We start from the raw sequence: 26,652 nt of genomic DNA, 5'->3' as shown, positions 1-26,652 counted from the left end.
ATGCCGATGCAGGCCCGCGACATCGAAGCGCTCATCAAGTCCGCTCTTCCCGACGCCTCGGTCATGATCGAGGACCTGGCGGGGGACGGGGATCACTATGCCGCCCGCATCGTCTCGGAGGCCTTCCGGGGCAAGAGCCGGCTGCAGCAGCACCAGATGGTCTACGCGGCCTTGAAGGGCTCCATGGGCGGAGAGCTGCACGCTCTGGCCCTGCACACGGCGGCGCCCGCGCAAAAGTGACAGGCGCGTCCTGACCGCCGCATTGGCGACGAATTGATGCCCGGGCTTGTCCCGGGCATTTTCGTTGGGGTGTGCAGATGCGAGAGCAGAGCCGGCGCGGACCTTGAACTTTGTGCCCGAAGCGCCGATCTTTAGCCGAGAGGGCCGGATGTTTCGGCCCGCCAGCTTGGATTCGATCTCATGGGCATTCGCGAAGACATCGATGGCATCGTCAAGTCGGGCGACGTGGTCCTCTTCATGAAGGGCACTCCGCAGTTCCCGCAGTGCGGCTTCTCCGGCCAGGTGGTGCAGATTCTCGACCACGTGGGTGTTCCCTTCAAGGGCGTGAACGTGCTCGAGAATGACGCGATCCGCCAGGGCATCAAGGACTATGCGAACTGGCCGACCATTCCCCAGCTCTACATCAAGGGCGAGTTCATCGGCGGCTGCGACATCGTCCGCGAGATGTTCCAGTCAGGCGAGCTGATTCCGCTCCTGCAGGAAAAGGGCGTCGCCATCCGCGACAAGGCCATCGGCTGATCGCGTGACACAGAATGTGGCTCAGGCGCCGGGGCCGGCTGCTCCGCTCGCGCTGAAGGTGGCCATCGCCCTCGGCCTTCTGGCCGATGCGGCTCTGGTCGTGCTGTTGCTTGGAATCTCAGGCTTCGTGTTCGGCGGCCCGGAAGGAGCGCAGGGCGCGGGGGCAGCTATCGCCGGGTGGGGGATGACGCTCGCGGTGTGCATCCTCTCGCCCTTGCTCGCGTGGCCCATGTGGCGGCGCGGGCGCCGGGATCTCGCTTTGGCGATGATCTGGCTTCCCGTCATCGCGCTGCTCCTCGGCCTGATCATCGGCACCCTATAGCCGCCCATAGATCGCCGAGCGCTGATGCGCACGCGCCCAAACAAAAAAGGCCCGCTTCGAAGCGGGCCTTTTCTTTTACGCGCGCTTCACCTCACAGGTGGCCGAACACCCGCTTGAAGATGGTGTCCACATTCTTCAGGTGATAGCCGAGGTCGAACTTCTCGTTGATGTCCTCTTCGGACAGATACTTGCGCACATCCGCGTCGCCCAGCAGGAAGGTGCGGAAATCGCCTTCGCCGCGCCAGACCTTCATGGCGTTGCGCTGCACGAGGCGATAGGCGTCCTCGCGGCTCGCGCCCTTCTGGGTGAGCGCCAGGAGCACGCGCTGGGAGTGGATGAGGCCCCCCAGCTTGTCCATGTTCTTCTGCATATTGTCGGTGTGCACCACCAGCTTGTCCATCACGCTGGTGAGGCGCGCCAGAGCGAAGTCCAGGGTCACCGTCGCGTCGGGGCCGATCATGCGTTCGACGGACGAGTGGGAGATGTCGCGCTCGTGCCAGAGGGCCACATTCTCCAGCGCCGGCGTCACGTAGGCGCGCACCATGCGGGCCAGGCCGGTGAGGTTCTCGGTGAGCACCGGGTTGCGCTTGTGCGGCATGGCCGAGGAGCCCTTCTGCGCCTCGGAGAAATACTCTTCCGCTTCCAGCACCTCGGTCCGCTGCAGATGGCGCACCTCGACGGCAAGCCGCTCCACGGAGGAGGCGACGACGCCCAGGGTGGCGAAGAACATGGCATGCCGATCGCGCGGGATCACCTGGGTGGAAACGGGCTCCACCGTGAGACCCATCTTGGCGGCCACATGCTCCTCAACCCGCGGGTCGATGTGGGCGAAGGTGCCGACCGCGCCGGAAATGGCGCAGGTGGAGATCTCCGCGCGGGCGGCCACCAGCCGGGCGCGGGCACGCTGGAACTCGGCACTTGCGATAGCGAGCTTCACGCCGAAGGTGGTGGGCTCGGCATGGATGCCGTGGGAGCGGCCCACCGTGGGGGTGAGCTTGAACTCGAACGCGCGGCGCTCCAGCACCTTCAGCAGAGCATCCACATCCGCGATCAGCAGATCGGCGGCGCGGGTGAGCTGCACGGCAAGGCAGGTGTCCAGCACGTCGGACGAGGTCATGCCCTGGTGCACAAAGCGCGACTCAGGGCCGATGAACTCGGCGAGATGGGTCAGGAAGGCGATGACATCGTGCTTCACTTCCCGCTCGATCTCGTCGATGCGGTCAATGTTGAACTCGGCCTTGCCGCCCAGCTCCCAAATCTTGGCAGCGGCCTCCTTGGGCACGATGCCGAGATCAGCCAGCGCATCGGCGGCGTGGGCCTCGATCTCGAACCAGATGCGGAAGCGGGCTTCCGGCGACCAGATGTCGGCCATCTGCGGCCGGCTATAACGGGGGATCATCGCATCACTCGTGAAATCTCAGGCGAGGGTGCGATCTAGCAGATCGTGACGGGAAAGAGTAGCGCCCGCCGCGGATGGGGGGCAAACGCATTGCTCAACCCGGCGCTCAACGCCCCTTGCGCCGGCCGCCATGGTCGGAGCCCAGCATCAGCCCGCGCGAGACCACGCCACGGCCGAACTTGGCCGTCAGGGCATCCATGGCGCTCTCGGTCGCCTTCAGGCGCTCCGTTCCGGTGTCGACCAGGTCGGCAGGATCGGCCTCGCTGGCCGGACACAGCTCGGAAACGCCCACGCCGATCAGGCGGAAGCGCGTGCCGTCAGCCTCCTTTTGCAGCAGCTCATGGGCCTGGGCATAGATGCGGCCGGCCAGGCAGGTGGCGCTGTCCAGCGTGCGGGAGCGGGTGCGCAGGCGGAAATCCGCCGTCTTCAGCTTCAGTGTCACGGTGCGGCCGGCGATCTCCCCCTTCTTCAAGCGCGAGCTGACTTCCTCGGCGAGGCCGTAAAGCGTCTGCTCCAGCGGTCGCAGCCCGCCGATATCGGTGTCGAAGGTGGTTTCCGCCGAAACGCTCTTGGCCTCCCGGTCGGGCTCCACCACCCGGGTGTCGATTCCCCGCGCCAGCCGCGCCAGTCGCAGGCCTTCGGCGCCATACCTCCGGGCAAGATCGGTGGCGTCGGCGCGCTGCAGGTCGGCAATGGTGTGGAACCCGTCGCGATTGAGCCGCGAGCCGAAGGCGGCGCCCACGCCCCAGATGAAGGTGACCGGCCGCGGGGCCAGGAACGCGGCGGCCTCCAGAGAACCCAGAACGGAGAAGCCGCGGGGCTTGTCGAGGTCAGATGCGGTCTTGGCCAGGAACTTGTTGGGCGCGAGACCGACGGAAACGCTGATCCCCACCTGCCGTTCAACGTCCTGCGCGAAGCGGGCAAGGGTGCGCGCGGGGCTGAGGCCGTGCAGGGCCTGCGTGCCCGAGAGGTCGAGGAAGGCCTCATCGATGGAGAGCGGCTCCACGAGAGGTGTCAGCGCCTGCATCATGGCGCGGACCTGGCGGCCGGCGATGCGGTATTTCTCCATGTTCGGCGGCAGCACCACGGCATCGGGGCACAGGGCCTTGGCCTTGAACATGGGCATGGCCGAGCGCACCCCCGCGATGCGGGCAATGTAGCAGGCGGTGGAAACCACGCCGCGCTTGCCGCCGCCGATGATGAGCGGCACATCCGCCAGCGCCGGATTGTCCCGCTTCTCCACGGCCGCGAAGAACGCGTCGCAATCCACATGGGCAATGGCGAGTTCGTCGATCTGTGGATGTCGGGCCAGGCGCGGGCTGCCGCAGGCGACGCAGCGCGGGCCTGCGCCGGAATCGGTGAGACAGTCGCGGCAGAAGCCTGGGGGAGGGGAGGCCATGGCACGATTCTGCCGCCGGCAGCGCCCCGGCGCAATGGCGCGCGGGGGCTTAGGGCGCGCTCCTCAGAGGGTATGGCGCACGTTCGAATCGGGGTCGTCGTGCGGGGTGAGGATGGCGCAGGCGCTCACCACATGCTTCGGCGTCAGCTGCTGCGACTCGGCAAAGGCGATCAGAAGCGGCTCATCGGAGAGCACATAGGCCAGCACGCCGGCGCCGAAATCGGCCTTGCTCGCGGCCTCGCGCAAATTGGCGGGGGAAAGGCCGGTTTCCGCAAGGAATCGCACCAATCGCTCACCATCGGCTGCGATGAAGGACAAGGCGGCCACGGCAACTTCCTGGGCTGCTGCACGCTGGGCTTGAAGGCCCTTGGGTTTCTCTTGAATTGGCATTTGCGCTTCCGCAACGAATGGGCTCTAGCTGTTGCCCATTCCAGCACGTTCGCGGCGGGCTGCGAAGCGCCAAGCGGGGATGGGCCCTATGACGAAGACAGTCATGATCGTGGAGGACAACGAGCTCAACATGAAGCTCTTCCACGACTTGCTGGAGGCACATGGCTACCGCACCGTGGAGACGCGCACAGGCGTCGAGGCGGTGGATCTTGCCCGCGCCCACCGGCCAGACCTCATCATCATGGATATCCAGCTGCCCGAGATTTCGGGCCTCGACGTGACGCGAAAGCTGAAGGCGGACCCCGAGCTGCGCGCCATCCCCGTGGTCGCGGTCACCGCCTTCGCCATGAAGGGCGACGAGGAGCGGATTCGCGCTGGCGGCTGCGAGGCCTATCTTTCCAAGCCCATATCCGTGGCCAAATTTCTGGAAACGGTGAAACAGTTTACCGGTGGTTGAAAACCTCTCCTGCTGCGCGAGCTGGATTCGAGAGCTTTCGCTTTGGTGGGCGTTACGCTAAGATTTAACGCAAAGGTAGCTATGGGCTACCGCCCGAGTCGCAACATATGCGCAGCGCTTCAAAATGCGGCAGAAGCGCTTGCCCACGGCGACAAAGGTCATCGGCGATACAGGTCCATCTGGGACAACCCTACGGAGTGCTCAGGTCCGCCGCATCTCCTGGGTCCGTGGGGTTTGGCCGGTGGGTGAGCGCTGACGGGAGGCCTCCCCGCGCGTTCCCCACCGGCCACCTATTCCCGTTCCCACTCGCCAATTCAGGCCTTTCAAGCAAGCCATGAAGCCCGTGCACCACTCTGTGCGCGCTTTCGTGTGCCTCTCGGCCACAGCGCCCTGCAGGCAGCGCGGCGCCGCAAGTCTGGCATTGGGCTCGAAGCGATCGACATCCAAGCAACATCGGCATCCCAGAGACGGGAAGAGGGGCGCGCTCTCTGCCTCTTGCGGAGCGTGACTGCGGCAACGCCGCTTCGGGTGTGTCCGGATCGGCACCCAAGCGCCAGCGGTGTTGACGCTTCCCGACGCGTTGTCCTTCACGTCCCTGCTGGACTTCATCCCCAGCGCCTAATCCTCCCAACGCGGCCCTAGCGGGCGCGAGAGGCAGCGCGGATGGGGGATTTGCTGGTCCAGAAACGGCCGCGCCGCATGGGCTACAGGTTCGATTGGTTGTGGCACTGCGACCGAGCGCTCACATCGATCGATTCTATAGGGCCCTGCGCGGCCTTCTCGCTTGGGACACGGGAGCGCGCGGCAGCCATCGCCTGGCGCGCTTCAAACCCTTGCCGTGAGCAGCATCGGAGCGGTCGTCCAGGCATTACGGCGCCGAAGACCAGTGAGAGAGGGTCGGGGCAAAAGAAAAGGGCGCCGAAGCGGCGCCCTTTCCTTCATGAAAGCACTGCGGGGCGGGGCCCCGCGCGCATCACTTGATCTTGGTCTCGCGGAACTCGACGTGCTTGCGGGCGACCGGGTCATACTTCTTCAGCACGATCTTGTCGGTCTTGGTACGGGAGTTCTTCTTGGTGACGTAGAAGGAGCCCGTGTCCGCGCTGGACAGGAGCTTGATCTTGATGGTTGCAGCCTTGGCCATATCTTGATCCCTGGTGCCGCTGGTGGCGCGCAATTCCTGGCGCGCAAGCCGAATGCCGGCAAAAAGAAACACGCACGCGCTGCCGGACCGGCGGCTCGTATACGCCGAAATGCCCTTAACAGCCCTTCATTGTCAAGGCCCGCGCGGCTTCAGCGCCTCATTGCCGACCATCAGGCGCACCGCCACCAGCAGCGCATAGCCGCCCAGCATGGCCGCGATGACATAGGCGAAGCCATAGGGGTTGTAGAGGTCCATGCCCTGGCCTGCGACGGGCGGCCCGACGATGAGGCCGAGCGAGTAGAACATCACGAAGGCGGCATTGGCGGACGCGAGGTTGGCGCCGTGGAATCGCGCGCCCAGATGCGCCAGCCCCACCGTATAAAGCGAGCCCACCACGCCCGTGGCCAGGAACACCGCCGCAAGGAAGGGCACGCCATCCACCGGCAGCTGTGGCAGAATCGCCGCGCCGATGGTGCCGACCAGCGAGCAGATGAACAGCAATACCCGCCGGTCCACGCGGTCCGAGATCAGGCCAAGAGGAATCTGGAACGCCACATTGCCCAGTACCGCCACCGTCAGCAGCAAGGTGGCGTCGCTGTCGCCCATGCCCAGGCGCACGCCATAGACGGGCAGGAAGCTCATCACCGAGGTTTCCATGGCGCCGAAGACCAGCGCGGCCATGAGGGCCGTGGGCGACTTGCGCAGGAAGGAGAGCACCCCGTGGTGCTCGCCATCATGGATGCTCGGCGTCATGCCGCGCGCCATTAGGATGGGGATGGCGCCCAGGCAAAGCACCACCGCGCCCGCGAGGTAAGGCGGCCAGCCCACGGTGCCGGTGACGCTGAGGATCACCGGGCCAAGGGCCGCGCCAACCGAGAGGGCTGTGGCGTAGATGCCCATGATGAGGCCGCGCCGGTGCTGCGGGGCCACCGCATTGATCCAGAACTCGCTGACCGCGAACAGCACGCACAGGGCCGCGCCCAGCACGAATCGCAGCGGAAACCACAGGACGAACGATTCGACAGCCTTGAAGGCCAGAAGGCTCGCCGCGCATAGCGCGATGGAGACCACCAGCAGCGCCCGCACCCCAAGCCACCGCACCAATTGGGGGATGAAGGGCGCCGTGGCGACGGTGGCGATGCCCGCCACCGCCGTGTTCACCCCGATGAGGGTGCCGGACACGCCCCGCGATTCCAGTTCCAGCGCCAAGAGGGGGATGGAGAGGCTGATCCCCACCCCGACCACCGTGATGGCGGAGATGGCGGCGGCGATCGAGGCCCTCCAGCTCGTCTTTTGAGCGGGGACCGCATTTGGGGCGTGCATCAGGAAAAAAGTCCGGTCAGTCGAGAAGCGTGCGTACGAATTGGCCGTGCCGCATGGCGTAGGAGGGAACGGGAAGGCGATGATGGAAGCCCGCCTCGATGCGGGCCGCCAATTCCTCCAGCACCACGCGGGTAACGGTGGGCAGGTCCTCGGCCTTCGTCTCGTCGAAGGTGAGCCACTTCAGGTCCACCAGCTCGGAGTTTTCACCGACCTTGCCCGGCTCCTCGTCGCACACCGCGCCGGCATCGGCAACGAAGAAGCGCGTGTCGAAGCGTCTCGGCCGCCGCGGCGGGGTGATGGCCCGGGCCACGAAGGTGAGGGCTTCCAGGTTGGGGAACACCTCGTGCGATTCGAAGGCCCGCCAGTCATCGCAGGGCGCTTCGGGGGCGCCGAGGTCCTTGGTGCCGACCATGAGGCCGGTTTCCTCATACATCTCGCGGATGGCGGCGGCCGCCAGCCCGCGCACCCGGCCGAGGGTGGGCCGCTGCACGCTTTGCATCAGGCGCCGCTCGCTGTCCGGATCGACGATGCCGTAGACGGGCATGGCCTTGTCGAATTTCTCCAGCCGGCCGCCGGGGAACACAAACATGTTCGGCATGAACTTGAGGCTGGGGTTGCGCCGGCCCATGAGCACGCGCGGCGCCTTGCCCGCGCGGTCCACGAGAATCAGCGTCGCGGCATCCTTGGGCCGCACGTTGGGGGAGTTCTGGTTCCGCTCGGCGGCGGTGAGACGGGTGGCGAAATCGGTCATGGTGCGAAAGAGGCCGCTGCGGAAGAGGGAAGGGGGCGCTCAGCGCCGTCGGGCGGAAGCTCGCGTTCCGGGCTGGTGGCGTCGAAGCCATGCATGCGCAAGGCCCATTGCAGGTTCACCAGCATGCCCTTCACGGGCGGCAGCAGAACCAGGCTCAACACCAGCGTGAGCGGCAGCCAGAGCGCCAGATGGGCCCATACGGGCGGCTGGAACAGCTCTTCCACCACCACCAGCAGCGGCACCACGATGTGGCCCACCGCCAGGATGACGGCGTAAGGCGGGGCATCGTCCGCCCTGTGATGGTAAAGCTCCTCGCCGCATTGCCCGCAGAAGGGCGAGATCTTCAGGTAGCGGGCATAGAGGCGGCCGGTGCCGCAGGCCGGGCACAGGCCGCGCGCGCCGCGCAGCAGAGAGGGCGTGACCGCGCGTGGCGGCAGCTGGGGCGGGGCCTGTGGCCCCAGAGGGGCGGGCGGCATGGCCCGCGTCGTCACTGTCAGTGTCATGGACGGGTTCGCCCTATCCTTTCCGGCTTCCGCCGGGTTTCCTCCCGCCCGTCTTGCCCCCAGGTCCGCCGGCGCGGGGCGCCGCACGGCCAGGGCCTTTTTTCATTCCTGCGGAACGGCGCAACGGTCCGGGCCGCCCGCGCGCACCCTTTACATACGTCCCTTCGGACAACAGCTCAAACCGAAGCGCGCCCGCGACCGGCGCAGCCTCCACCAGGCGCACCTCCACCCGGTCGCCGATGCGGTGCATTTCCCCGGTGCGCTCGCCCACCAGCGCCTGGCGCGCCTCGTCGAAGCGGTAATAATCGGCGCCGATGGTCGCGGCCGGCACAAAGCCGTCCGCCCCCGTCTCGTCGAGGGAGACGAACAGGCCGGCTTTGGTGGCGCCATTGATGCGCCCCTTGAACACCGCGCCAATCTGGTTGGCGAGATGATGGGCAATGAGCCGGTCGATGGTTTCCCGCTCCGCCGCCATGGCCCGCCGCTCGGTGACGGAGATGGCGGCGGCCACCTCGCCCAGGCTCTCCGCCGTCGCGTCCTCCGGCAGGCCGTCCTTGCCGAAGCCCATGGCGCGGATGAGCCCGCGATGCACCACAAGGTCCGCATAGCGGCGGATGGGCGAGGTGAAGTGGGCGTAGCGGCGCAGGTTGAGGCCGAAATGGCCGTAATTCTCGGAGGAATATTCGGCCTGGCACTGGCTGCGCAAAATCACCTGGTTCACCAGCGGCGCCGCGTCCGTGTCCTTCACCAGCGCGAGGATGCGGTTGAGGTGGGAGGGACGCACGGTATCGATTTTCGGCAAGGCGATGTCGAGCGTCTTCAGGAAGTCGCGCAGGGCCGAGAGCTTTTCCAGCGAGGGGGTGTCATGCACGCGGTAGATCAGCGGCGTGCGCTTGTCCTCCAGCGTCTCGGCGGCGGCCACGTTGGCCAGGATCATGAATTCCTCGATGAGCCGGTGCGCATCCAGCCGATCCGGCACCACCACCTTGTCCACCGTGCCGTCGGGATTGAGCAGGATCTTGCGCTCGGGAAGGTCCAGATCGAGGGGCTGGCGGTTGTCGCGCGCCCGCTTCACGCACTCATAGGCCGCGTAAAGGGGCTTCAGCACCTTTTCCAGCAATGGGTCCGTGGTGTCGTCGCCCCGCCCCTCGATGGCGGCCTGGGCCTGGGCATAAGCGAGCTTGCCGGCCGAGCGCATCATGATGCGGTGGAAGGCGTGGCTCTTCTTGCGCCCATCCTTGCCGATGACCATGCGCACCGCCAGGGCCGGCCGGTCTTCGTCGGGCCGCAGGGAGCACAGATCGTTGGAGATCCGCTCCGGCAGCATGGGCACAACACGGTCCGGGAAATAGACCGAATTGCCGCGAATGAGGGCCTCCCGGTCCAGCGCGGAGGCGGGCTGCACATAAGTGGACACGTCGGCGATGGCGACGGTGACGATGAAGCCGCCGGCATTGTCCGGGTCTTCGTCCGCGACCGCGTGCACCGCGTCGTCATGGTCCTTCGCGTCGGGCGGGTCGATGGTGACGAGGGGCAGCTTGCGCCAGTCCTCCCGGCCGCGGGCGGTGACCTTCTTGGCCGCTTCCGCCTCGCGCGTGACCGCATCGGGAAACTGGTGGGGAATGCCGTGGGCGTGCAGGGCGATGAGGCTCACCGCCTTCTCGCTCTTGAGCGAGCCGAGCCGTTCCTTCACCCGCGCCGTGGGCAGGCCAAACACCCGCTGGCGCATGAGCTCCACCGCCACGAGGTCGCCATCCTCGGCCTCGTGCTCGGCGCCCGGCGGGATCTGCAGCTCGCGGCCATGGGCCTTCTTGTCGATGGGCACGATGCGCCCGCCGCCTTGGGGCAGCGCATGGAAAATGCCCAGGGTCTGCTTGCGGGCCTTCTCCAGCACCTTGATGACCCGGCCCACATAGGTCTCGCCGGAGCCTTCCACGATGCGCACCAGGGCGCGGTCTGAAAGGCCGGGCGCGGGGCCACGGTTTCGGGCGGTGTGGCGCGGCGCCTGGAGGATGATGCGGGGCGCGTCCCCGTGCTCCTCGCTGTCCCACTCCACCGGCACGGCGACCAGCTCGCCATCGGCATCGCGGGTCACGATGTCCGCCAGCACCACGCCGGGCAGGGCGCCGGGCACGTGCAGCTTGCGGCTGCGCCGTTCCACCGTGCCCTCGTCCGACAGGTCGCGCAGCAGCTCCTTCAGCTCCACCTTCTGGGCGGCCGAAAGGCCGAAGGCACGGGCGATCTCACGCTTGCCGACGGTGCCGCTCTGGCTGGCGATGAAGGCCAGCACCTCCTTCTTAGTGGGCATTTCCCCCGTGGCGCGCGGGGCGAACACCAAGGCGTCGGCGCCCAGATGAGCATCGGCGGCGCGCTTGCGGCCGGCGCGGGTTTTGCCGGCGCGCGAGGGGGCGGGGCGCGATGAGGTTTTCGTGGGGCGTTTCGGCAAGGCTCAGCTTCCGTGGGGATGGCCGACGCTATCCGGAACGCCCGCGCGGAGCCAGAGCATTTTCAGACGATGCGGGAAACCCCGCCGCGTGCGGAAAACGCGTCCGCGCAGGTGCTTGGAAGGCGTCGTCGGCATGTGGCGCCAGGCTCAGGATAGGCGCCGCATATGTCGTTGAAACGAAAAGGACCGTGCCGACCCGCGGCGCGCGGCCTCACGGCTGGGTGTCCGGCGTCGGCGCGGGGGCGGAGAGTTCCGCCTGGAGGGCCGAAAGGTGCTGGCTGGCGGCCTCGGTCGCCGCCTGCTCGATAGCGCGGTAGCGCGTGACCACCGCGAGCCCCAGCGGGGTGAGGGCCGTGCCGCCACCGTGCTTGCCGCCGGTGCGGGCGGAAACCAGCGGCGTGGGGAAGAGCTTGTTCATCTCCTCCACCAGCTCCCACGCCCGCCGGTAGGACATGTTCATGGCCCGCCCGGCCGCGGAAATGGAGCCGAAAGCCGCAATCTTCTCCAACAGCTCGATCTTTCCCGGGCCGATGCGACTGCCGGGCCGCAGGTCAATTCTCACGCTCAGCGAAGCCATCGTGCCTTCCCGCCCGCCGGGCTCACCACCGGTGGCGGGCCCGGCGCCAGTCTATCAAATGCCGATGACGCTTGTCGCTATTCCCATGCTGGCATGGCGTGATGCCGGAGGCGCGTCGCGGCGAAGCCTCGCGTTCTGTGCCGGGCACGGTGCCCCGCGCCCGGCACTTTTTCGTCGAGTACTCCCACCACGGAGTTCATTCCGCTCCGCCATCCGCGCGACCAGAAGCCGGGCTGCGTGCGGGGCGTGTTGAATGTCACGCGATATATTCATTGAGATATAACGATGGTCAAGTGCGCGTTTGCGGGGCCGCCCGGGGCAGGAGCTGTAACAAGGGGCTGCGACAAGGGGCTGCGACCGCTCGCCATTGCGGCCCCACCTTCCCTCCGGACCGCAGGCGCTCTAGAACGTCTCTCATGCCGCTTCTCGACCTTGCCAACCCGGTCCGCTTCCTGAGCTTCTCAGCCCGTCTGCTGCCGTATCTGGCGGCGGCGACGCTGCTTGTGCTCGCCGCCGGCTTCTGGCTGGCCTTCCAGGCCCCGCCGGATTACCAGCAGGGCGAAACGGTGAAGATCATGTACATCCACGTGCCGTTCGCGTGGCTGGGCATGTTCGGCTACACGATGATGGCATTGTCCTCCATCGGCATCCTGGTGTGGCGCCATCCACTGGCGGATGTGGCCCACAAGGCGGCCGCGCCCATCGGCGCCACCTTCACTGCGCTGTGTCTCATCACCGGCTCGCTCTGGGGCCGGCCCATGTGGGGCACCTACTGGGTTTGGGACGCGCGGCTCACCTCCATGCTGGTGCTGCTGCTGCTCTATCTGGGCCTGATGGCCCTGCGGGCCGCCATCGAGGATCCGAATCGTGCCGGTCGCGCCGCTGCCGTGCTCACGCTGGTGGGCTTCATCAACGTGCCCATCGTGAAATTCTCCGTGGACTGGTGGAACACGCTGCATCAGCCCGCATCGGTGTTCCGCATGGGCGGGTCGACCATTGATTCGAGCCTGCTGTGGCCGCTGCTGACCTGCGCCGCGGGCTTCACATTGATGTTCGTGACGCTCCACATGGTGGGCATGCGCACCGAAATCCTGCATCGCCGGGTGCAGGCGCTGGAAGCGCGCGCCGCGGCCGAAGCCCTGGCCTAAGCTCGCCCGCAGGACCGCCCATGAGCCATCTTCTCTTCATCGCCGCATCCTACGGCGTCTCTCTTCTGGGTCTCGGCCTGCTGACCGGCTGGATCCTTCTTTCCTATCGGCGCGAGCAGCGCATGCTGCGCGAGCTGGAAGCGCGCGGCCTGCGCCGGCGGGCGCGTGCCGCAGCCCCCGCGCGGACCGCGACTGAGGGCGACACCGTGGTGAGAGTGAAATGAGCGAACGGTCTGCCCCCTCTTCCGCGCCCCGTCCGCCGGCCGCGCCAAAGCGGCGGCTGTGGCTGGTGGCCTTGCCGCTGGTGCTGTTCCTGGCGCTGGCCTCCCTGTTCTTTTCCCGCCTGGAGACCGGTGGCGACCCCTCGCGGGTGCCCTCCGCTTTGGTGGGGCGGGCGGCGCCGGAAGTGGTGCTGGAACCTCTCGCCGGCCTCAACCGGGCCGGCGTGCCCGTCCCTGGCTTCGACGTGGCCGACCTGAAGGGCAAGCCGACCCTGGTGAACGTCTGGGCCTCCTGGTGCGCGCCCTGCCGCGAGGAGCACCCGCTGCTGATGGAGATCGCGAAAGATCCCCGGCTGCGCCTGGTCGGCTTGAACTACAAGGACGCACCGGACAATGCCCGCCGTTTTCTGGGCCAGTATGGCTTGCCTTATGCGGCCGTGGGGGTGGATCCGAAGGGGCGCGCGGCAATCGACTGGGGCGTGTATGGCGTGCCCGAAACCTTCGTCCTCGATCGCAACGGTGTCATCGTCCACAAATTCGTCGGCCCGCTGACGCAGGAGACGGTGACGAACACCCTGATGCCCCTCATCGCCAAGCTCTCGGCTCCGGCCTCGTGAGGCGGGGGCCGGAGGCAGGCCATGGTTTTTTCCGCTGACGAAATCGAGCGCTATGCGCGCCATATCGTGCTGCGCGACGTGGGCGGGCCGGGCCAGCAGAAGCTGAAGGGCGCGAGCGTCCTGGTGGTCGGCGCCGGCGGGCTGGGCGCGCCGGTGCTGCTCTATCTCGCTGCCGCCGGGGTCGGACGTCTGATGGTGGTGGACGATGACGAGGTGTCCCTCTCCAATCTCCAGCGGCAGATCATCCATCGCACGGACGATATCGGGCGGCTGAAGACCGATAGCGCGCGCGATGCCATCGCCGCCCTCAACCCCCATGTGGCGGTGGAGGCGTACCCGCTGCGTCTCGACGCGCACAATGCTCCCGGCCTTGTGGCCGGCGCCGACGTGGTGGTGGATGGCTCGGACAATTTCGCCACGCGGTATCTGGTGTCCGACGCCTGCGTGCTCGCGCGCAAGCCTCTGGTGACCGCGGCGCTGGGCACTTTTGATGCCACCGTCACCACCATCCGCGCCCATGAGCGGCGCCCCGACGGCGTTTTGAACCCCACCTATCGCTGCCTGTTTCCGGAACCGCCGCCGCCGGGCCTCGTCCCTGCGTGCGCCGAGGCGGGGGTTCTGGGCGCCATGGCGGGGCTGGCCGGTTCCATCGCGGCGCTGGAGGTCATCCGCGCCATCGTCGGTTTCGGTGAGGGGCTGGTGGGCCGGCTGCTCATGATCGACGCCGCCGATATGCGCTTCGAAACCCTGACCTACAGCTGGGATCCAGACAATCCGCTCACCGGTGCGCACCCTACCATCACGGATCTATCCAGCCATTTGAAAGCCGGCTAATAATGCGTAACTTTAGGGGCCGACGGCCTTTGCGTGGCGCGTGAAGAGTTTGGCGTAAACTATTGAACTAAGTCGTATTTTGCATAATTGCATAGGGCGTCATCGGCCGCCGGGCGTCCCCTCCGGGCGCCGGCTGGCGGCACCCGGAGCAGCCCAATTCCTTGGCTGGCTATTGTCCCTTGCCGGCACCGGCCGCGAAGCGCACGGCCTCTTCGCCCGCGCGGAACAGGGCCTTGGCCTTGTTCACGCACTCCTGCTGCTCGCTTTCGGGAACTGAGTCGTAGACGATGCCGGCGCCGGCCTGCACGTACATGCGGCCGTCCTTCACCACCGCCGTGCGCAGCACGATGCAGGTATCCATGTCGCCAGTGGCGCTGAAGTAGCCGATGGTGCCCGCATAGATGCCGCGGCTGTCCTTCTCCAGCTCGTCGATGATCTGCATCGCCCGAACCTTGGGGGCACCCGAGACGGTGCCCGCGGGAAAGCCCGCCGCCAGCGCATCGAGGGCGTCGAACCGGGGATCCAGCTCGCCTTCCACGTTGGAGACGATGTGCATCACCTGGCTGTACCGCTCGATGAAGAAGCTGTCGGTCACCGAGACCGTGCCCACCTTGGAGACCCGGCCCACATCATTGCGGCCAAGGTCCAGCAGCATGAGGTGCTCGGAGCGCTCCTTCGGGTCGGCGAGCAGCTCGGTGGCCAGCGCCTCGTCCTCTGCCAGCGTGGCGCCACGGCGGCGCGTGCCGGCGATGGGGCGAATGGTGACCTTGCCGGCCTGCAGTCGCACCAGGATTTCCGGGCTGGAACACACCACGGCGAAGCCCGCAAAATTGAAATAGACCAGGAACGGCGCGGGATTGACGCGGCGCAGTGCCCGGTAGAGCGCGAACGGCGGCAGCGTGAAGGGGCTCTCGAAGCGCTGAGACAGCACCACCTGGAAGATGTCGCCAGCGCGGATGTATTCCTTCGCCGTTTCCACCATCGCGCGGTATTCCGTCGGTGTGGTGTTGGAGCTCGCCTCCACGGCGCCGTGGAACGGCTGCGGCGCGGGGTGGGCCACCGGGCCCTCCAGCGCGCGCACCACGTGATCGAGCCGCTCGAGCGCCGATTCGTAGGCCGCCTGGGGCGACACCCCGGCCTTCGGGCGCACAGGGGTGACGGCGGTGAGCTCGTCCTTCACCGAATCGAACACCACCATGATGGTCGGGCGCACCAGGAGCGCGTCGGGCACGCCCATGATGTTCGGCTTGGCCGCTGGCAGGCGCTCCATCTGCCGCACCATGTCGTAGCCGAGATAGCCGAACACGCCGGCCGCCATGGGGGGAGCCCCCTCCGGCAGGTCGATGGCCGATTCGGCGAGCAGCGCGCGCAGGGCCTGCAGCGGCGGTTCGGAGCAGGGGGCGAAGGCGTTCTCGTCCGCCTCCGGCGCGCGGTTGATCTCCGCCACGTCGCCCCGCACGCGGAACAGCAGGTCCGGCTTGAGGCCGATCATGGAATAGCGCCCGCGCGCCTGGCCGCCTTCCACCGATTCCAGAAGGAAGGCGTTGGGCATGTCCCCCGCCAGCTTCAGAAAGGCGGAAACGGGGGTCTCCAGGTCCGCCACCAGGGTGGTGGAAACCACCTGCGGCTCGCCCTTGAGATAGCGGGACGAGAACAGATCAAAATCGGAAGGTGCGTTCATCTTTCTGTTCCCGCTCAGTTCGTCTGCGCGCCCACCGACTGGGCATAGACGCGCTGATTGATCTGAACGCCGATCTGCTTTTGCAGCCCGCCGAGATACTGCATCAGGACATCATTCTGGAGCTGGCGGGAAAGGTCCTGGGCCACCCGGGCGTCGGCTTCGGTGGGCGGAGGCACGATGACCTTCGTCACCTGGAACACGATACGGCCCGGCGCCTTGGCGGCAGGCGCCTCGCCGAATCCGCCGTCCTTGGCGTCGAACACGGCCTGGAGGCTCTCGGGCGAGAAGTTACCATCTGCCCGGCCGCGACGCAGCGCGTCGGCTATCTGGATGGGCAGTTCCGCCTCGCCCGCCACCTGCGCCAGGGGCGTGCCCGATTCGGCCTTGGCCAGCAAAGCCTTGGCCTTGGCCTCGATGGCCTTGGCGGTTTCGTCCTCGGTCCAGCGGGCGGTCACGGCCGCCTTGGCCTCGTCGAAGGTCCGCTCGCGAGAGGGGGTGATGGCGTTGGTCTCATACCAGATGAAGCCGCCGTTCTGCGGCAGCTGAACGGTATCGGTCTCAACGCCCGGAGCGGCTTCGAACGCGCCGGAGACCACCTCCAGCCCGCCGGGGACCTCCACGGCGTCACCCTTCGGATCGCGGCCGGAGCGGTCGACAGCGTCGAACACCTGCAGCTTGAGGCCCAGCTTCTGGGCGGTCTCTGCCAGGGTAGCGCCGGAGGCGCGCTCGTCCTCCACCGCGTCGTGCTTGTCCAGCAGCTCGCGGCGCGCCTTAGAAAGGGCCATCTCCTGCATCAGCTCCGCCTTCACCTCGTCGAAGGGGCGGGTGGTGCCGGGCTCGATCTTGGCCACATGCACCAGAGCGACGCCGAATCGGCCCTGCACGGGCCCGCTGGTGGCGCCATCGGCCAAGCTGAAGGCGGCCTCGGCGATCTTCGGATCGATGATGGCGGACTTGGTGACGAGGCCCAGATCGGTGTCCTTCGCGGTCAGGCCGCGCGCGGTGGCGATGTCGGCGAAGCTGGTGCCCGCCTTGATCTTTTCAGACGCCTCGGCCGCCTCTTCGGGCTTGGCGAACACGATCTGCTGCACCTCGCGCCGTTCGGGCGTGCCGAAGTGGGCGATGTCGCGCTCGTAGGCGGCGCGGGCCTCCTCATCGGTGATGGTGATGCCGGCGGTCAGCGCCACCGGCGTCAGCGCCAGCACGGAAACCTTGCGGTATTCCGGCGCCCGGAAGGCCACCTTGTGGGCCTCGAAATAGGCCTGCAGCTGGTCGTCCGTGGGGGCGGGCAGGGCGCCGGCAGCCCCGGCGGTGACCAGGATGTAGGAGACGTTCCGCAGCTCGCCATCATAGCGGTGCAGGGCGTCAAGCAGGGTCTTCGGCGCCACGATGCCGTCGCCCAAGGCGTCGATTACCTGCTCGCGCAGCGCGCGCTTCTTCTCGCTGGCCACGAACCGCTGCTCGGTGAGGCCGTTGGCCCGCAGCAACTGGTCGAAATAAGCGGGCTCGAAGCTGTCGGCGCCCGGCCGGCGATAGTTGGGGTTGCTCTGGATTTCCTTGGCGATCTGCGCGTCGCCCACGGCGAGGCCCAGGCGACGGGCCTGCTCGTCGAGCGTGGCGTCGGCGATCATCTGGTTGAGCACCTGGCGGTCGAGGCCGAACGCACGCGCCTGCTCGGTGGTCAGGCCCTTGCCCGTGCTGCGGCCGATGCGCTGCACCTGCTCCAGGAAGGCGTTGCGGTAATCGGCCGCGGGTATGTCCGTGCCGCCCACGGTGGCGACCGTGCTCGCGCCGAAGCCGCGGAACACGTCGGCGATGCCCCAGACCACGAAGCTGAGCGTGAGCAGGAGGAGGAAGATCTTGGCGATCCAGCCGGAAGCACCCTTGCGGAGAGTCTGAAGTACCATCGTCCATTCGTTCGCTAGGCGCGGCCAAGGCCGGCGCGGAGGCGGCGCATCATAGGGAGGGGCAGGGGGCCCCGCAATGTCGCTTCAGCACGCAATTGCGCCCGTTTGCGGGCTTTTGCGGCCTCTGCTACGTGACGGCACGACAACAGAACTGCAACAAAGCCCTTCGGAGATGCCCATGTCTGCCACACGCCGCTGTCTGATCGCCGGCAACTGGAAGATGAACGGCCTGCGCGCCGCCAAGAGCGAGCTGCGGGCGATCCTCGCGGGGCTCGACCCGGCCTTTCAGTCCAAGGCGGACATTCTGGTGTGCCCGCCGGCGACGCTGCTGGCCGGCTTCGCCGCGGACGTGGCCGGCAGCCCGATCATGCTCGGTGGCCAGGATTGCCACTACAACGCCTCGGGCGCCCACACCGGCGACATTTCCGCCGAGATGCTGCAGGACGCCGGGGCTGTGGCCGTCATCGTCGGCCATTCCGAGCGGCGGGCGGATCATGGTGAGGGGGATGCCGTGGTGAACGCCAAGGTGAAAGCCGCCTGGCGCGCCGGCCTGCTGCCGGTGGTCTGCGTGGGCGAGACCCTGGACCAGCGCGAGGCGGGCGAGGCCCGGGCCGTGGTGACGCGACAGATTCGCCAGTCCATCCCCGAGGGCGCGACCGCCGAGAATATCGTAGTGGCCTATGAGCCCATCTGGGCCATCGGAACCGGCCGCACGCCCACCGTGGAGGACGTGGCCAAGGTGCACAGCACCATTCGCGGCGTGCTCGCGGAGCGATTCGGCGACGAGGCGAACGGCATGCGCCTGCTCTATGGCGGCTCGGTGAAGCCCGATAACGCGGCCACCCTGCTCGCCGTTCCCGATGTCGATGGCGCGCTGGTGGGCGGCGCCAGCCTGAAGGCGGCTGACTTCCTGGCCATCGCCCGCGCTGCCTTGTGAGCGGCCGAAGGGCAGGTTCCCTTCGCGCGCGGGGCGTGCCCGGGCGCGAAGGCCTCCAGGCGAGGGGCGCTGCACCCCTCGCCGCTGAACCCTAGGCCTCAGAAAGAGATAAGGCCGATGAGCTGCTGCACCAGGCTGAGGTCTTCGCCGCTGGTGGGCGTCGTCTGAGAGACGAAATCGAACACCTTGCCGTCCTTGAGCCCATATTGGGCGATGCGGGCCACACGCTGGTTCTTGTCGAAATAGATGGCCAGCACCTTCTGCTCGGTAATTTCCGGCTTCAGGAAGGCTACCTTCTTCTGGGTCTGCGAGATGTAATAGAACACCTGCCCGTTCAGCGTCGCGACCGTGGAGGGGGTGCCGAGCACGAGGAGAACCTGCTCCTGACTCGACCCCACGGGCACCTGGTCGAGCGCGCCTTCGCTCAGCACATAGCCGCGCTGATAGGTGCGGGTGATGCCGGAAACGCTGGTGCCGCTTCCGCCCACCACATTCGCGCAGGCGGATAGGGAGGTCGCGGCCAGGAGCAGGGCGAGCGCCGCGGGCAGCGTTGCCGGGCGCCGTTCACGAGCCGCCTCCGCCAGCCTCTGCGTCGTCGGCTGCGAGTTTCCGATGTGCCGTGTCACCACACGCATCCCCATAATTTGAAGCTCCAGGCCTGTGGCCGGCGCCCCCGCCCGATGGACATACCACACGGGTGCGAGCACCCGTGTTATGCTTTTTCCGTTCCGGCCGAAGGCCAGTCCGGCTGCGGCCGGTCCCAACTGCGAGGACGAGCCTTGCGCGACCGCCGGTGCCGCGTTACGCCGCTCGCGACATTTCCCTCGTCCGAGGGCCCGAGCGGCCTTTGGCGCATTCCGGCCGACCGTTCAAGGACGCGATGTTCAAACTGTTTCGTCCCTCAAAAAACCGCGAGAGCGTCGAGCGCCTGTATGGCGCGATCGTGGCACAGTCACGGCGAGCCGTGTTCTATACCGACTTCGGTGTACCCGACACGCTCGAAGGCCGCTTCGAGATGGTGCTTCTGCACACGATTCTCGTCTGCCACCGACTGAAGGACGGCAGCGAGGCCGAGCGTGCGCTTTCCCAGGAGGTGTTCGATACCTTCGCCTCCGACATGGATCGAACCCTGCGCGAAATGGGCGTGGGCGATCTTTCGGTGCCCAAGAAGATGAAGAAGATCGGCGGCGCCTTCTATGGCCGGGCCGCCGCCTATGACGCGGCCCTGGCAGCCGAGGACGACATCTTGCTGGCGCAAGCCCTGGGGCGCAACATCCTGGAGGTGGAGGACGCCGCCGACCTTCCCCACGCGTTGGCCGGCTATGTGCGCGCCACCGCGCGCAGCCTGGCCGCCACTTCGTTTGATGCCCTGGCGCGGGGCGAACTTGAACTGCCCGCCCCCGAGCTGCCCGCTCCCAAGGCGACGCGAGACTGAAGACCATGACCGAACAGCCCATGACCGAGCCGCCGATGATCGACCTGCCGTTTCGCCGCCCGCTCAGCGTGGCCGATGTGCCTCCGCATGGGCTCGACCTTCGCCTCGAGCCCAATGATCGCGAGCGCGCCGCGCTGGCCCGGCACCTCGGCGTCATTGCGGTGCCGGCCTTCGTCGCCCAGCTCCACATCGCGCCCGAGGGCGCCGAGGGACTGCATGTGACGGGCAGCCTCAATGCCTCGGTGGTGCAGGATTGCGGCGTGACGCTGGAACCGTTCGAGGCGCCGGTGAAGGAAATTCTGGACGTGCATTTCGTGCCCGCCGGCACCGCCCGGCCACCGGAGACGGAAGAGGACGAGAGTTACGATCCGCCGGATGAGATTGACAACGGCTCAATTGACCTGGGCGCGCTCGTGGCGGAATTCCTCGCGCTGGGCGTGGACCCTTATCCGCGCAAGCCTGGCGCGGTGTTCGAGGCACCGGCGGAAGACCCGGCTGCCGCCTCCCCGTTCTCCGCTTTGGCCCGGCTGAAGGGGAAGGACGAGGCGTGAGGACGCCCCCGCGCCCGCACGCCTTCCGCCGGCCTGTGCCGAGCACCCTTGCCTTGCGGCCGTGAGCCGCTATTGTCCGCCGGCCCTGACGCGGCGGCGCGTCGCGGCGCGCGGCAGCTCACCCAACCGTCGTCATCCGCTTCGCATGAAGGTATGAAGGTGCTGAGACTCAGATTGAGCGGCACCTGCGGCGCCATTCAATGGGGTTGCGCCGAGCCATTTCTGGCCGTCCGGCACGCACGAAACAAAAATGGGACTCGCTTTCTAAGATGACCGCATCCGTCCGCATCGCTCTCGACGCCATGGGGGGAGACCATGGCCCGGAGACGGTTCTTTCAGGTGCGGAGATCGCCCTCGGCCGCCACCCCGACATCACCTATGTCCTTTATGGCGACGAGCCGCGCCTGAAGCAGCTGCTGGAAGCTCATCCCAAGCTCGCCGCCGCTTCCCGCGTGGTTCACACCGAGGTCGTCGTGGGCATGGACGACAAGCCGAGCCAGGCACTGCGGCGCGGCCGCTACAAATCCTCCATGTGGCGCGCCATCGACGCCGTGAAGGTGAAGGACGCGGATGCCGCCGTCTCCGCCGGCAATACTGGCGCGCTCATGGCCATGGCCAATTTCAACCTGCGCACCATGCCTGGCATCAGCCGTCCCGCCATCGCCTGCATCTGGCCGACCCTGCGCGGTGAAAGCGTGGTTCTGGATGTGGGCGCCTCCATCGGCGCCACCTCCAAGAGTCTCGTGGAAATGGCGGTGATGGGATCCGCCATGGCGCGGGTGCTGTTCGACATTGAAAACCCCTCGGTGGGCCTGCTCAATGTGGGTGTCGAGGAGATCAAGGGTGTCGAGGAGGTGAAGGAAGCCGCGCGCATCCTGCGCGACGAGGACTGGGGCGTGAACTATCACGGCTTCGTGGAGGGCAACGACATCGGCGCCGGCACCGTGGATGTGGTGGTGACCGAGGGTTTTGCCGGCAACATCTCCCTGAAGACCGCGGAAGGCACCGCCAAGCAGCTGGCTTCCTACCTGCGCGCGGCCATGGGCCGCAGCCTGCGGGCCCGAATCGGCTATCTGTTCGCGCGCGATGCGTTCCAGGCGCTCAAGGAAAAGATGGATCCGCGCCGTTCCAACGGCGGCGTCTTCCTGGGCCTCAACGGCATCGTCATCAAAAGCCATGGCGGCACCGATGCGGAAGGCTTCGCCTCCGCCGTGGATGTCGCCTACGACATGGTGCGCTACGAGCTTTTGGCGCGCATCGAAAAAAGTCTCGTCGGCCATGCGGCATCCGCCGCCCCGGTGCCGCAGCCTGTTGGGGTGGAAGGTCAATCGTGAGCGGGATCAGGTCTGTCGCGCGGGGCATCGGCTCCTATCTGCCCGAGCGGGTCGTCACCAATGCCGAGCTTTCGGAGCGGATCGACACGTCCGACGAATGGATCGTCCAGCGCACGGGCATCCGTCAGCGCCACGTGGCCGCCGAGGGCGAGTGCACCTCGGACCTCGCACTGGTGGCGGCGCGGCGGGCTTTGACCGACGCCGGCTTCAAGGCCTCCGACATTGACCTCATCGTGCTTGCGACGGCAACGCCGGACCAGACCTTTCCGGCCACGGCCGTGACCGTGCAGGCCGAGCTCGGAATCACGCGCGGTGCCGCGTTCGACGTCCAGGCGGTGTGCTCGGGCTTCGTGTTCGCCCTCGCGACCGCCGACGCCTTGCTGAAGACGGGCGCGTTTGAGCGCGCCTTGGTGATTGGCGCGGAGACGTTCTCCCGCATTCTCGATTGGGAGGATCGGGGCACCTGCGTGCTGTTCGGCGACGGCGCCGGCGCCATGGTGATCGAGGCCGTTCAGGAGGACGACGCGCGCGGCGCGGGCGTTCTCACCACCCATCTGCGCTCCGACGGGCGCCACCGCAACAAGCTCTATGTGGACGGCGGCCCGTCCTCCACCGGCACGGTGGGGCATCTGCGCATGGAGGGGCGGGAGGTATTCAAGCACGCCGTGGGCATGATTACCGACGTGATCACCGATGCCTTCGCCGCCACGGGCGAGACTGCCGAAAGCATCGACTGGTTCGTGCCCCACCAGGCCAACCGCCGCATCATCGACGCGAGCGCCCAGAAGCTCGGCATCGCGCCAGAGAAGGTGGTGACCACGGTCGATCTCCATGGTAATACCTCCGCCGCCTCCATTCCCCTGGCCTTGGACGTGGCTTGGCGGGATGGGCGCATTCGGCGTGGCCAGCTGGTGCTGCTGGAGGCCATGGGCGGTGGCTTCACCTGGGGTTCCGCGCTGCTGCGCTGGTGACATTTTCGGGCATCGGAACGCGGGCTGCGTGGGTGAATTGCGTTGACCATTTCGCTACCACGCGGCTAGGCTTAGTCGGCAGTCGCACTCGGATATCCTGGAGTGGCGAGGTGATGGACAACGCGCCGTCATCATCGTGAATCCTTATCGAGTTGAAATCGGTAGGATCTGAGAGCCGGAGCCGTCGAGCATCGCCCCTAGCTTCGGCGGCGGGCTCTCCTGGGGTCGGGGAAACATATGGCTGGTCGGACAGTGACGCGGGCGGATCTGTGTGAGGCCGTCTATCAACAGGTGGGGCTTTCGCGCACCGAATCTGCCGCTTTGGTGGAGCAGGTGCTGAAAGAGATCGCCGATTGCCTCGCGCGGGGCGAAACGGTGAAGCTTTCCTCGTTCGGGTCCTTCGTGGTGCGGGAGAAGGGCGAGCGGATCGGGCGCAACCCGAAGACCGGTGAGGAAGTGCCCATCGAGCCCCGAAAGGTGATGGTTTTCAAGCCATCCTCCATCCTCAAGCACCGCATCAACGGCACCACCCCAGATGGGGCGGATGAGGATTGATAACCTTACACTTCACCTTACCTTTTCGCGTTATGCCGATGCCGATATGATTCCTGCATTCTAGACGCAGGCGGGCTCGATTCGGCCGAAACACGGCTGCTGAGCGAGACCGGCAGGCAAAGGGTGAGGCAAGGTGGGCGACGCGCGCGAGACGGAAAAGGATCCGGACGCCTTCCGGACCATCAGTGAGGTCGCCGACGACCTTCACTTGCCGCAACACGTGCTGCGCTTCTGGGAGACGCGCTTTCCGCAAATCAAGCCCGTGAAGCGGGCCGGCGGGCGGCGCTTCTACCGGCCCGAGGATATCGACCTGCTGCGCGGTATCCAGCAGCTCCTCTACCGTGAAGGCTACACCATAAAAGGCGTGCAGAAGATCCTGAAGGAACAGGGGATTCGGCATGTGCAGGATGTCGGCGTCGAGCGCGACGTGGCGGTGATGCGCTCCGCCGCGCCGGAGCGGCCTGCGCCTGCGTCGGATGGCGTCACGTTCGGTGGCCTGCTGGGGCTCTTGCCACGCCGGAGGCACAAGGACAGCGATGATTCCGCCCTGGGCGAGCTGCCGCGTGACGTCGAGCTGCCGCTTCCCTTTCCCGATGACGAGGCGGATCGGGACTTGGCGGATGACCGTGGTGAACCCCTGGCTCCCCTCGCGGCACGCGGCCGCACGCGCGAGCGGCGTCTTGCCGAGCGGCGCTATGACGCCGGCACCTATGAAGAGCGGATCTACGAAGAGCGCGATTTCGAGGAGCGCGATTTCCGTACCGAGCCAAGCCACCATCGCGAGCCGCGCCTGACCGAGGATTTCGCGCCGCGGGCACGCCGTGATGAGTCGTGGGACGAGCCGGAATCGCCGGCGCGTGCCGCCGCCGAGCGCAAGGAACGCCGCGCAGCTACCGGTCGCCGCACGGAACCTCCTGCGGAGTTTGAGGAATTCGAGGATATGGGGCCCGGCAACGCCGCGCCCTCTTTCGCGCCGCCGCAGGCTGTCCGCCCGGAACCGGTGATGCAGCGCCGGCCGACGCGGGGGCCGGCCGCGCGTGTATCCACCGCTCCGGTTGAGGAGCTCGATGACCCCTTGCTTCCGTTCATGGAACGGGACGCGCCTCCACCCGCCCAGGCCCCGCTCGAGGAACGCATCCGCCGGCTGAAGGAACGTGAGGCGGGCCCGCCCGAGGAATATCTGCCACCGAAGCTCCGCCGGCGCGCAGGCGAAGGGGCGCCCGAGCCTGAACACGCCCCGGCGCCCATTGAGCGCCAGCCGCGGGGCGCGGCCCCGGCTGCGCCTTCCGCCTGGCCGGAGCTGGCGCGCGCGGAAGCGGCCGCCCAGCGCGACCTTGCCGCCTGGCATGAGCAGATCGTGCCCACCGCGCCTCAGCAAGTGGCCGAGCCCTGGGCCGACAATGCGGCCTATGATTCACCCGACGACCTCGACGAAGAGTTCGATGCCACGGACGGCGACGAGTGGTATCCGGAGCCTGAGGACGAAAAAGCGCGCTTCGCCGATGGAGCGTCCGCGCCGCAGCATGGTGACGAAGCGGAGGATTGGCAGGACGAGCCCGGCGCGATCGAGGAGGGCGACGACGCCCCTTTCCCGCAGGCGGGCTTCCGTGTCAGCGCACCTGTTTCCGCGCGGCTGGGAATGGGAACCTTGGCGAGTGCCTCCGGTTTGGCGCCGCGTATGAGCCTTTCGTCCTCAAGCCCCATCGAGGCCGCGATGACATCTCCTTCCGCAACGCGCAGGGATTTGCACGGCACACCTCATGCGGTGCCCCAGCACGCTCCGGCTCCGCGCGCCCCGGCCGCTCCCGCGTCGCCGCCGCGATCAGCCGTGCCGCCTGCGGCACCGGAGGCTCCGCCGCGCCGCGTCGGTCCGCTGTCGGGTCCCATTGAGGAGGATGTCCCATCGGCACCGTTGGCGCCCCCCACGGCGGGGATGGGCCCTTGGGCCAATTCCGCTCACGGCGTGGCCCCGCGTGCGGCGGCCTCGCCAAATCCGGCCTTCTGGCAGGGACGTGAGCCCTTCGAGGCGCCCGCGCCTGAGCCCATCGATTCCTATCTGCCGCCGCACCTGCGCACCGACCAGCCGCGCCCATCGGGGCAGGGTGGGGTGCAGCCCGTACTGTCGCGGGACGATATCAATCGCCTGCAGGCGGCGCTGTATGAATTGGGTGAATGCCGCCGCCTTTTGCGGGACGCAGTCGAGCCCAAGGCGGACGCCGGCCAAAATTAAAAGGGCCGGGGAGGGGCATTCCCCCCGCCCGGCCCTTGTGGAACGCGTGACGACGCCTATCTCATTCGACGACGGCCAGATTGACGCGGGTGAGCCCGCGTCCGGTAAAGCCGAGATGGCTGGCGGCCGCCCGGGACACATCGATGATGCGCCCCCGGACATACGGCCCGCGGTCGTTGATACGCACGACAACGCTTTTGCCATTTCGCAGGTTGGTGACTCGCACCTTGGTTCCGAATGGAAGGGACCGGTGGGCGGCTGTCATTTCGCCCGGGTTGAACCGTTCTCCATTCGCGGTGCGCTGGCCTTGCCAATAATAAGAGGCGATGCCGGTGGAGTTGTCTGCGCGACTCGGGCTCGGCGCAAGCGCCAGCAAGCTCAAGGCCGCGCACGACAGGACCACGCGTTTCTTCATGCGCTCGGTCTTCCTGTGGTTGACGACCGTTCGCATTTGCCGGCGAAATGTGTTCACAATGTCCCGACTCAGGGCCATGGATGAGGCGAAATGGCTGAAATTGCCCAATTTACGCCATATTCACAGCCCCGCTCGTGGCGTTTAGGCTTTATTTTCCGCGACTTCTTTCCAAGCCTGGGGATGAATGGGGGAAGAAGCCGAATGGTGCTTGTGGTCCTCAAAACGATGGTCTAAGCATCCTCCCACGTCGGAGCGTAGCGCAGCCCGGTTAGCGCACTAGTCTGGGGGACTAGGGGTCGGAGGTTCAAATCCTCTCGCTCCGACCATTTCAATCTCGACATCTTGGAAG

The 26,652-nt window shown here is 67.1% G+C and carries 27 protein-coding genes, 1 tRNA gene and 1 pseudogene; 16 read left to right on the top strand and 13 right to left on the bottom strand.

All coding sequences use genetic code 11. From position 1 onward, the window contains the following. The 3 genes from L0966_RS03110 (at position 1) to L0966_RS03100 (ending at position 1,081) form a co-directional block, all read left to right on the top strand. The gene (locus L0966_RS03110; protein ID WP_234050374.1) at positions 1 to 240 is read left to right on the top strand and encodes a BolA family protein; all 240 of its coding nucleotides are present in this window, start codon (positions 1 to 3) and stop codon (positions 238 to 240) included. 180 nt (positions 241 to 420) lie between these two features. Beyond that, positions 421 to 759 carry a Grx4 family monothiol glutaredoxin gene (gene grxD / locus L0966_RS03105; protein WP_234050373.1) on the top strand — a complete coding sequence of 113 codons (339 nt, stop codon included), beginning with the start codon at positions 421 to 423 and terminating at the stop codon, positions 757 to 759. A 4-nt stretch (positions 760 to 763) separates the two neighbouring features. Next, positions 764 to 1,081: a hypothetical protein gene (locus L0966_RS03100; protein ID WP_234050372.1), complete on the top strand. Its 318-nt coding sequence runs from the start codon at positions 764 to 766 to the stop codon at positions 1,079 to 1,081. Positions 1,082 to 1,172: 91 nt separating this feature from the next. Here the strand turns inward: L0966_RS03100 and purB are convergent, their stop codons facing one another. The 3 genes from purB to L0966_RS03085 all read right to left on the bottom strand — a co-directional run bounded on the left by purB (position 1,173) and on the right by L0966_RS03085 (position 4,269). Further along, entirely contained in the window at positions 1,173 to 2,480 is a 1,308-nt protein-coding gene (purB, locus tag L0966_RS03095) for an adenylosuccinate lyase (RefSeq protein WP_234050371.1), read from the bottom strand. 106 nt (positions 2,481 to 2,586) lie between these two features. Beyond that, positions 2,587 to 3,879: a DNA polymerase IV gene (locus L0966_RS03090; RefSeq protein ID WP_234050370.1), complete on the bottom strand. Its 1,293-nt coding sequence runs from the start codon at positions 3,877 to 3,879 to the stop codon at positions 2,587 to 2,589. A gap of 63 nt (positions 3,880 to 3,942) precedes the next feature. Beyond that, positions 3,943 to 4,269, bottom strand: coding sequence for a DUF3572 domain-containing protein (locus L0966_RS03085; RefSeq protein WP_234050369.1), 327 nt, complete (start codon positions 4,267 to 4,269; stop codon positions 3,943 to 3,945). An 88-nt stretch (positions 4,270 to 4,357) separates the two neighbouring features. Between L0966_RS03085 and L0966_RS03080 the strand changes: the two genes are divergently transcribed. Further along, a complete protein-coding gene (locus L0966_RS03080) occupies positions 4,358 to 4,726 on the top strand; it encodes a response regulator (protein WP_234050368.1) in 369 nt (122 codons plus the stop codon). Between the two features lie 973 nt (positions 4,727 to 5,699). Here the strand turns inward: L0966_RS03080 and rpmG are convergent. From rpmG to L0966_RS03050, 6 genes are all read right to left on the bottom strand, one after another. Beyond that, positions 5,700 to 5,867: a 50S ribosomal protein L33 gene (gene rpmG, locus L0966_RS03075; RefSeq protein WP_234050367.1), complete on the bottom strand. Its 168-nt coding sequence runs from the start codon at positions 5,865 to 5,867 to the stop codon at positions 5,700 to 5,702. A 132-nt stretch (positions 5,868 to 5,999) separates the two neighbouring features. Further along, positions 6,000 to 7,190, bottom strand: a complete 1,191-nt coding sequence (locus L0966_RS03070; RefSeq protein WP_234050366.1) for an MFS transporter — start codon at positions 7,188 to 7,190, stop codon at positions 6,000 to 6,002. Positions 7,191 to 7,206: 16 nt separating this feature from the next. Then, the gene (locus L0966_RS03065; RefSeq protein WP_234050365.1) at positions 7,207 to 7,941 is read right to left on the bottom strand and encodes an NUDIX hydrolase; all 735 of its coding nucleotides are present in this window, start codon (positions 7,939 to 7,941) and stop codon (positions 7,207 to 7,209) included. Further along, positions 7,938 to 8,444 carry a DUF983 domain-containing protein gene (locus L0966_RS03060; protein WP_234050364.1) on the bottom strand — a complete coding sequence of 169 codons (507 nt, stop codon included), beginning with the start codon at positions 8,442 to 8,444 and terminating at the stop codon, positions 7,938 to 7,940. The genes L0966_RS03065 and L0966_RS03060 overlap by 4 nt, the downstream gene beginning before the upstream one ends. Before the next feature lie 13 nt (positions 8,445 to 8,457). Beyond that, positions 8,458 to 10,752 (bottom strand): ribonuclease R, encoded by a 2,295-nt coding sequence (gene rnr / locus L0966_RS03055; protein WP_234050813.1) that lies wholly within the window; start codon positions 10,750 to 10,752, stop codon positions 8,458 to 8,460. A 349-nt stretch (positions 10,753 to 11,101) separates the two neighbouring features. Then, a complete protein-coding gene (locus L0966_RS03050; protein WP_234050363.1) occupies positions 11,102 to 11,467 on the bottom strand; it encodes a winged helix-turn-helix domain-containing protein in 366 nt (121 codons plus the stop codon). Positions 11,468 to 11,883: 416 nt separating this feature from the next. Here L0966_RS03050 and L0966_RS03045 point away from each other — a divergent pair, with 416 nt between their 5' ends. From L0966_RS03045 to L0966_RS03030, 4 genes are read left to right on the top strand one after another with little or no spacing between them, the layout of a single operon-like run. After that, positions 11,884 to 12,615, top strand: a complete 732-nt coding sequence (locus L0966_RS03045; RefSeq protein ID WP_234050362.1) for a heme ABC transporter permease — start codon at positions 11,884 to 11,886, stop codon at positions 12,613 to 12,615. 20 nt (positions 12,616 to 12,635) lie between these two features. Continuing rightward, entirely contained in the window at positions 12,636 to 12,839 is a 204-nt protein-coding gene (gene ccmD / locus L0966_RS03040) for a heme exporter protein CcmD (protein WP_234050361.1), read from the top strand. Continuing rightward, positions 12,836 to 13,453, top strand: coding sequence for a DsbE family thiol:disulfide interchange protein (locus tag L0966_RS03035; RefSeq protein WP_234050360.1), 618 nt, complete (start codon positions 12,836 to 12,838; stop codon positions 13,451 to 13,453). The genes ccmD and L0966_RS03035 overlap by 4 nt, the downstream gene beginning before the upstream one ends. 21 nt (positions 13,454 to 13,474) lie before the next feature. Next, positions 13,475 to 14,287 (top strand): molybdopterin-synthase adenylyltransferase MoeB, encoded by an 813-nt coding sequence (locus tag L0966_RS03030; protein WP_234050359.1) that lies wholly within the window; start codon positions 13,475 to 13,477, stop codon positions 14,285 to 14,287. Between the two features lie 169 nt (positions 14,288 to 14,456). Here the strand turns inward: L0966_RS03030 and trpE are convergent, their stop codons facing one another. Together trpE and L0966_RS03020 are read right to left on the bottom strand one after the other, a co-directional pair. Further along, the gene (gene trpE, locus L0966_RS03025; protein WP_234050358.1) at positions 14,457 to 15,968 is read right to left on the bottom strand and encodes an anthranilate synthase component I; all 1,512 of its coding nucleotides are present in this window, start codon (positions 15,966 to 15,968) and stop codon (positions 14,457 to 14,459) included. A gap of 14 nt (positions 15,969 to 15,982) precedes the next feature. Then, positions 15,983 to 17,875 (bottom strand): peptidylprolyl isomerase, encoded by a 1,893-nt coding sequence (locus tag L0966_RS03020; RefSeq protein ID WP_234050357.1) that lies wholly within the window; start codon positions 17,873 to 17,875, stop codon positions 15,983 to 15,985. A 178-nt stretch (positions 17,876 to 18,053) separates the two neighbouring features. Here L0966_RS03020 and tpiA point away from each other — a divergent pair, with 178 nt between their 5' ends. After that, positions 18,054 to 18,812 carry a triose-phosphate isomerase gene (gene tpiA / locus L0966_RS03015; protein WP_234050356.1) on the top strand — a complete coding sequence of 253 codons (759 nt, stop codon included), beginning with the start codon at positions 18,054 to 18,056 and terminating at the stop codon, positions 18,810 to 18,812. Between the two features lie 98 nt (positions 18,813 to 18,910). On the opposite strand, the gene L0966_RS03010 is transcribed toward tpiA, so the two are convergent. Further along, positions 18,911 to 19,447 (bottom strand): outer membrane protein assembly factor BamE, encoded by a 537-nt coding sequence (locus L0966_RS03010; protein WP_370640635.1) that lies wholly within the window; start codon positions 19,445 to 19,447, stop codon positions 18,911 to 18,913. A 212-nt stretch (positions 19,448 to 19,659) separates the two neighbouring features. On the opposite strand from L0966_RS03010, the gene L0966_RS03005 reads away from it, so the two are divergent. The 6 genes and pseudogenes from L0966_RS03005 to L0966_RS02980 form a co-directional block, all read left to right on the top strand. Then, a complete protein-coding gene (locus L0966_RS03005; protein ID WP_234050355.1) occupies positions 19,660 to 20,247 on the top strand; it encodes a ubiquinol-cytochrome C chaperone family protein in 588 nt (195 codons plus the stop codon). A gap of 5 nt (positions 20,248 to 20,252) precedes the next feature. Further along, on the top strand, positions 20,253 to 20,798 hold the full coding sequence (locus L0966_RS03000) for a DUF177 domain-containing protein (protein WP_234050354.1): 546 nt from the start codon (positions 20,253 to 20,255) through the stop codon (positions 20,796 to 20,798). 269 nt (positions 20,799 to 21,067) lie between these two features. After that, positions 21,068 to 22,132 carry a phosphate acyltransferase PlsX gene (gene plsX / locus L0966_RS02995; protein ID WP_234050353.1) on the top strand — a complete coding sequence of 355 codons (1,065 nt, stop codon included), beginning with the start codon at positions 21,068 to 21,070 and terminating at the stop codon, positions 22,130 to 22,132. Beyond that, complete coding sequence (locus tag L0966_RS02990) at positions 22,129 to 23,103, top strand: beta-ketoacyl-ACP synthase III (RefSeq protein ID WP_234050352.1); 975 nt, start codon at positions 22,129 to 22,131, stop codon at positions 23,101 to 23,103. Before plsX ends, L0966_RS02990 begins: the two co-directional genes overlap by 4 nt. A 237-nt stretch (positions 23,104 to 23,340) precedes the next feature. Further along, positions 23,341 to 23,658 carry an integration host factor subunit alpha gene (locus L0966_RS02985; protein WP_234050351.1) on the top strand — a complete coding sequence of 106 codons (318 nt, stop codon included), beginning with the start codon at positions 23,341 to 23,343 and terminating at the stop codon, positions 23,656 to 23,658. Positions 23,659 to 23,791: 133 nt separating this feature from the next. After that, a pseudogene (locus L0966_RS02980) lies at positions 23,792 to 24,064 on the top strand (MerR family transcriptional regulator); the annotation flags it as partial. 1,885 nt (positions 24,065 to 25,949) lie between these two features. Here L0966_RS02980 and L0966_RS02975 read toward each other — a convergent pair. Continuing rightward, positions 25,950 to 26,303 carry a septal ring lytic transglycosylase RlpA family protein gene (locus L0966_RS02975; protein ID WP_234050350.1) on the bottom strand — a complete coding sequence of 118 codons (354 nt, stop codon included), beginning with the start codon at positions 26,301 to 26,303 and terminating at the stop codon, positions 25,950 to 25,952. Between the two features lie 248 nt (positions 26,304 to 26,551). Here L0966_RS02975 and L0966_RS02970 point away from each other — a divergent pair. Continuing rightward, a tRNA-Pro gene (locus L0966_RS02970) sits at positions 26,552 to 26,629 on the top strand. Positions 26,630 to 26,652: the final 23 nt, after the last annotated feature.

The organism is Xanthobacter sp. NM-59 (assembly GCF_021401125.1).
Taxonomy (GTDB): domain Bacteria; phylum Pseudomonadota; class Alphaproteobacteria; order Rhizobiales; family Xanthobacteraceae; genus Xanthobacter.
Note: the sequence above shows the minus strand (reverse complement) of the source record. Positions and strands in the feature narration are given on the sequence as shown.

What these genes read in the sequence shown, in the direction of transcription:
- tpiA (WP_234050356.1), top strand. Translation starts at nt 18,054, where the DNA reads ATGTCTGCCACACGCCGCTGTCTGATCGCCGGCAACTGGAAGATGAAC.
- L0966_RS03070 (WP_234050366.1), bottom strand. Translation starts at nt 7,190, where the DNA reads ATGCACGCCCCAAATGCGGTCCCCGCTCAAAAGACGAGCTGGAGGGCC.
- ccmD (WP_234050361.1), top strand. Translation starts at nt 12,636, where the DNA reads ATGAGCCATCTTCTCTTCATCGCCGCATCCTACGGCGTCTCTCTTCTG.
- L0966_RS03090 (WP_234050370.1), bottom strand. Translation starts at nt 3,879, where the DNA reads ATGGCCTCCCCTCCCCCAGGCTTCTGCCGCGACTGTCTCACCGATTCC.
- L0966_RS03085 (WP_234050369.1), bottom strand. Translation starts at nt 4,269, where the DNA reads ATGCCAATTCAAGAGAAACCCAAGGGCCTTCAAGCCCAGCGTGCAGCA.
- L0966_RS03010 (WP_370640635.1), bottom strand. Translation starts at nt 19,447, where the DNA reads ATGCGTGTGGTGACACGGCACATCGGAAACTCGCAGCCGACGACGCAG.
- L0966_RS03000 (WP_234050354.1), top strand. Translation starts at nt 20,253, where the DNA reads ATGACCGAACAGCCCATGACCGAGCCGCCGATGATCGACCTGCCGTTT.
- L0966_RS03060 (WP_234050364.1), bottom strand. Translation starts at nt 8,444, where the DNA reads ATGACACTGACAGTGACGACGCGGGCCATGCCGCCCGCCCCTCTGGGG.
- L0966_RS03110 (WP_234050374.1), top strand. Translation starts at nt 1, where the DNA reads ATGCCGATGCAGGCCCGCGACATCGAAGCGCTCATCAAGTCCGCTCTT.
- purB (WP_234050371.1), bottom strand. Translation starts at nt 2,480, where the DNA reads ATGATCCCCCGTTATAGCCGGCCGCAGATGGCCGACATCTGGTCGCCG.
- L0966_RS03080 (WP_234050368.1), top strand. Translation starts at nt 4,358, where the DNA reads ATGACGAAGACAGTCATGATCGTGGAGGACAACGAGCTCAACATGAAG.
- L0966_RS03030 (WP_234050359.1), top strand. Translation starts at nt 13,475, where the DNA reads ATGGTTTTTTCCGCTGACGAAATCGAGCGCTATGCGCGCCATATCGTG.
- L0966_RS03065 (WP_234050365.1), bottom strand. Translation starts at nt 7,941, where the DNA reads ATGACCGATTTCGCCACCCGTCTCACCGCCGCCGAGCGGAACCAGAAC.
- trpE (WP_234050358.1), bottom strand. Translation starts at nt 15,968, where the DNA reads ATGAACGCACCTTCCGATTTTGATCTGTTCTCGTCCCGCTATCTCAAG.
- L0966_RS03035 (WP_234050360.1), top strand. Translation starts at nt 12,836, where the DNA reads ATGAGCGAACGGTCTGCCCCCTCTTCCGCGCCCCGTCCGCCGGCCGCG.
- grxD (WP_234050373.1), top strand. Translation starts at nt 421, where the DNA reads ATGGGCATTCGCGAAGACATCGATGGCATCGTCAAGTCGGGCGACGTG.
- L0966_RS03045 (WP_234050362.1), top strand. Translation starts at nt 11,884, where the DNA reads ATGCCGCTTCTCGACCTTGCCAACCCGGTCCGCTTCCTGAGCTTCTCA.
- L0966_RS03050 (WP_234050363.1), bottom strand. Translation starts at nt 11,467, where the DNA reads ATGGCTTCGCTGAGCGTGAGAATTGACCTGCGGCCCGGCAGTCGCATC.
- L0966_RS02985 (WP_234050351.1), top strand. Translation starts at nt 23,341, where the DNA reads ATGGCTGGTCGGACAGTGACGCGGGCGGATCTGTGTGAGGCCGTCTAT.
- L0966_RS03020 (WP_234050357.1), bottom strand. Translation starts at nt 17,875, where the DNA reads ATGGTACTTCAGACTCTCCGCAAGGGTGCTTCCGGCTGGATCGCCAAG.
- rnr (WP_234050813.1), bottom strand. Translation starts at nt 10,752, where the DNA reads ATGCCCACTAAGAAGGAGGTGCTGGCCTTCATCGCCAGCCAGAGCGGC.
- L0966_RS02975 (WP_234050350.1), bottom strand. Translation starts at nt 26,303, where the DNA reads ATGAAGAAACGCGTGGTCCTGTCGTGCGCGGCCTTGAGCTTGCTGGCG.
- plsX (WP_234050353.1), top strand. Translation starts at nt 21,068, where the DNA reads ATGACCGCATCCGTCCGCATCGCTCTCGACGCCATGGGGGGAGACCAT.
- rpmG (WP_234050367.1), bottom strand. Translation starts at nt 5,867, where the DNA reads ATGGCCAAGGCTGCAACCATCAAGATCAAGCTCCTGTCCAGCGCGGAC.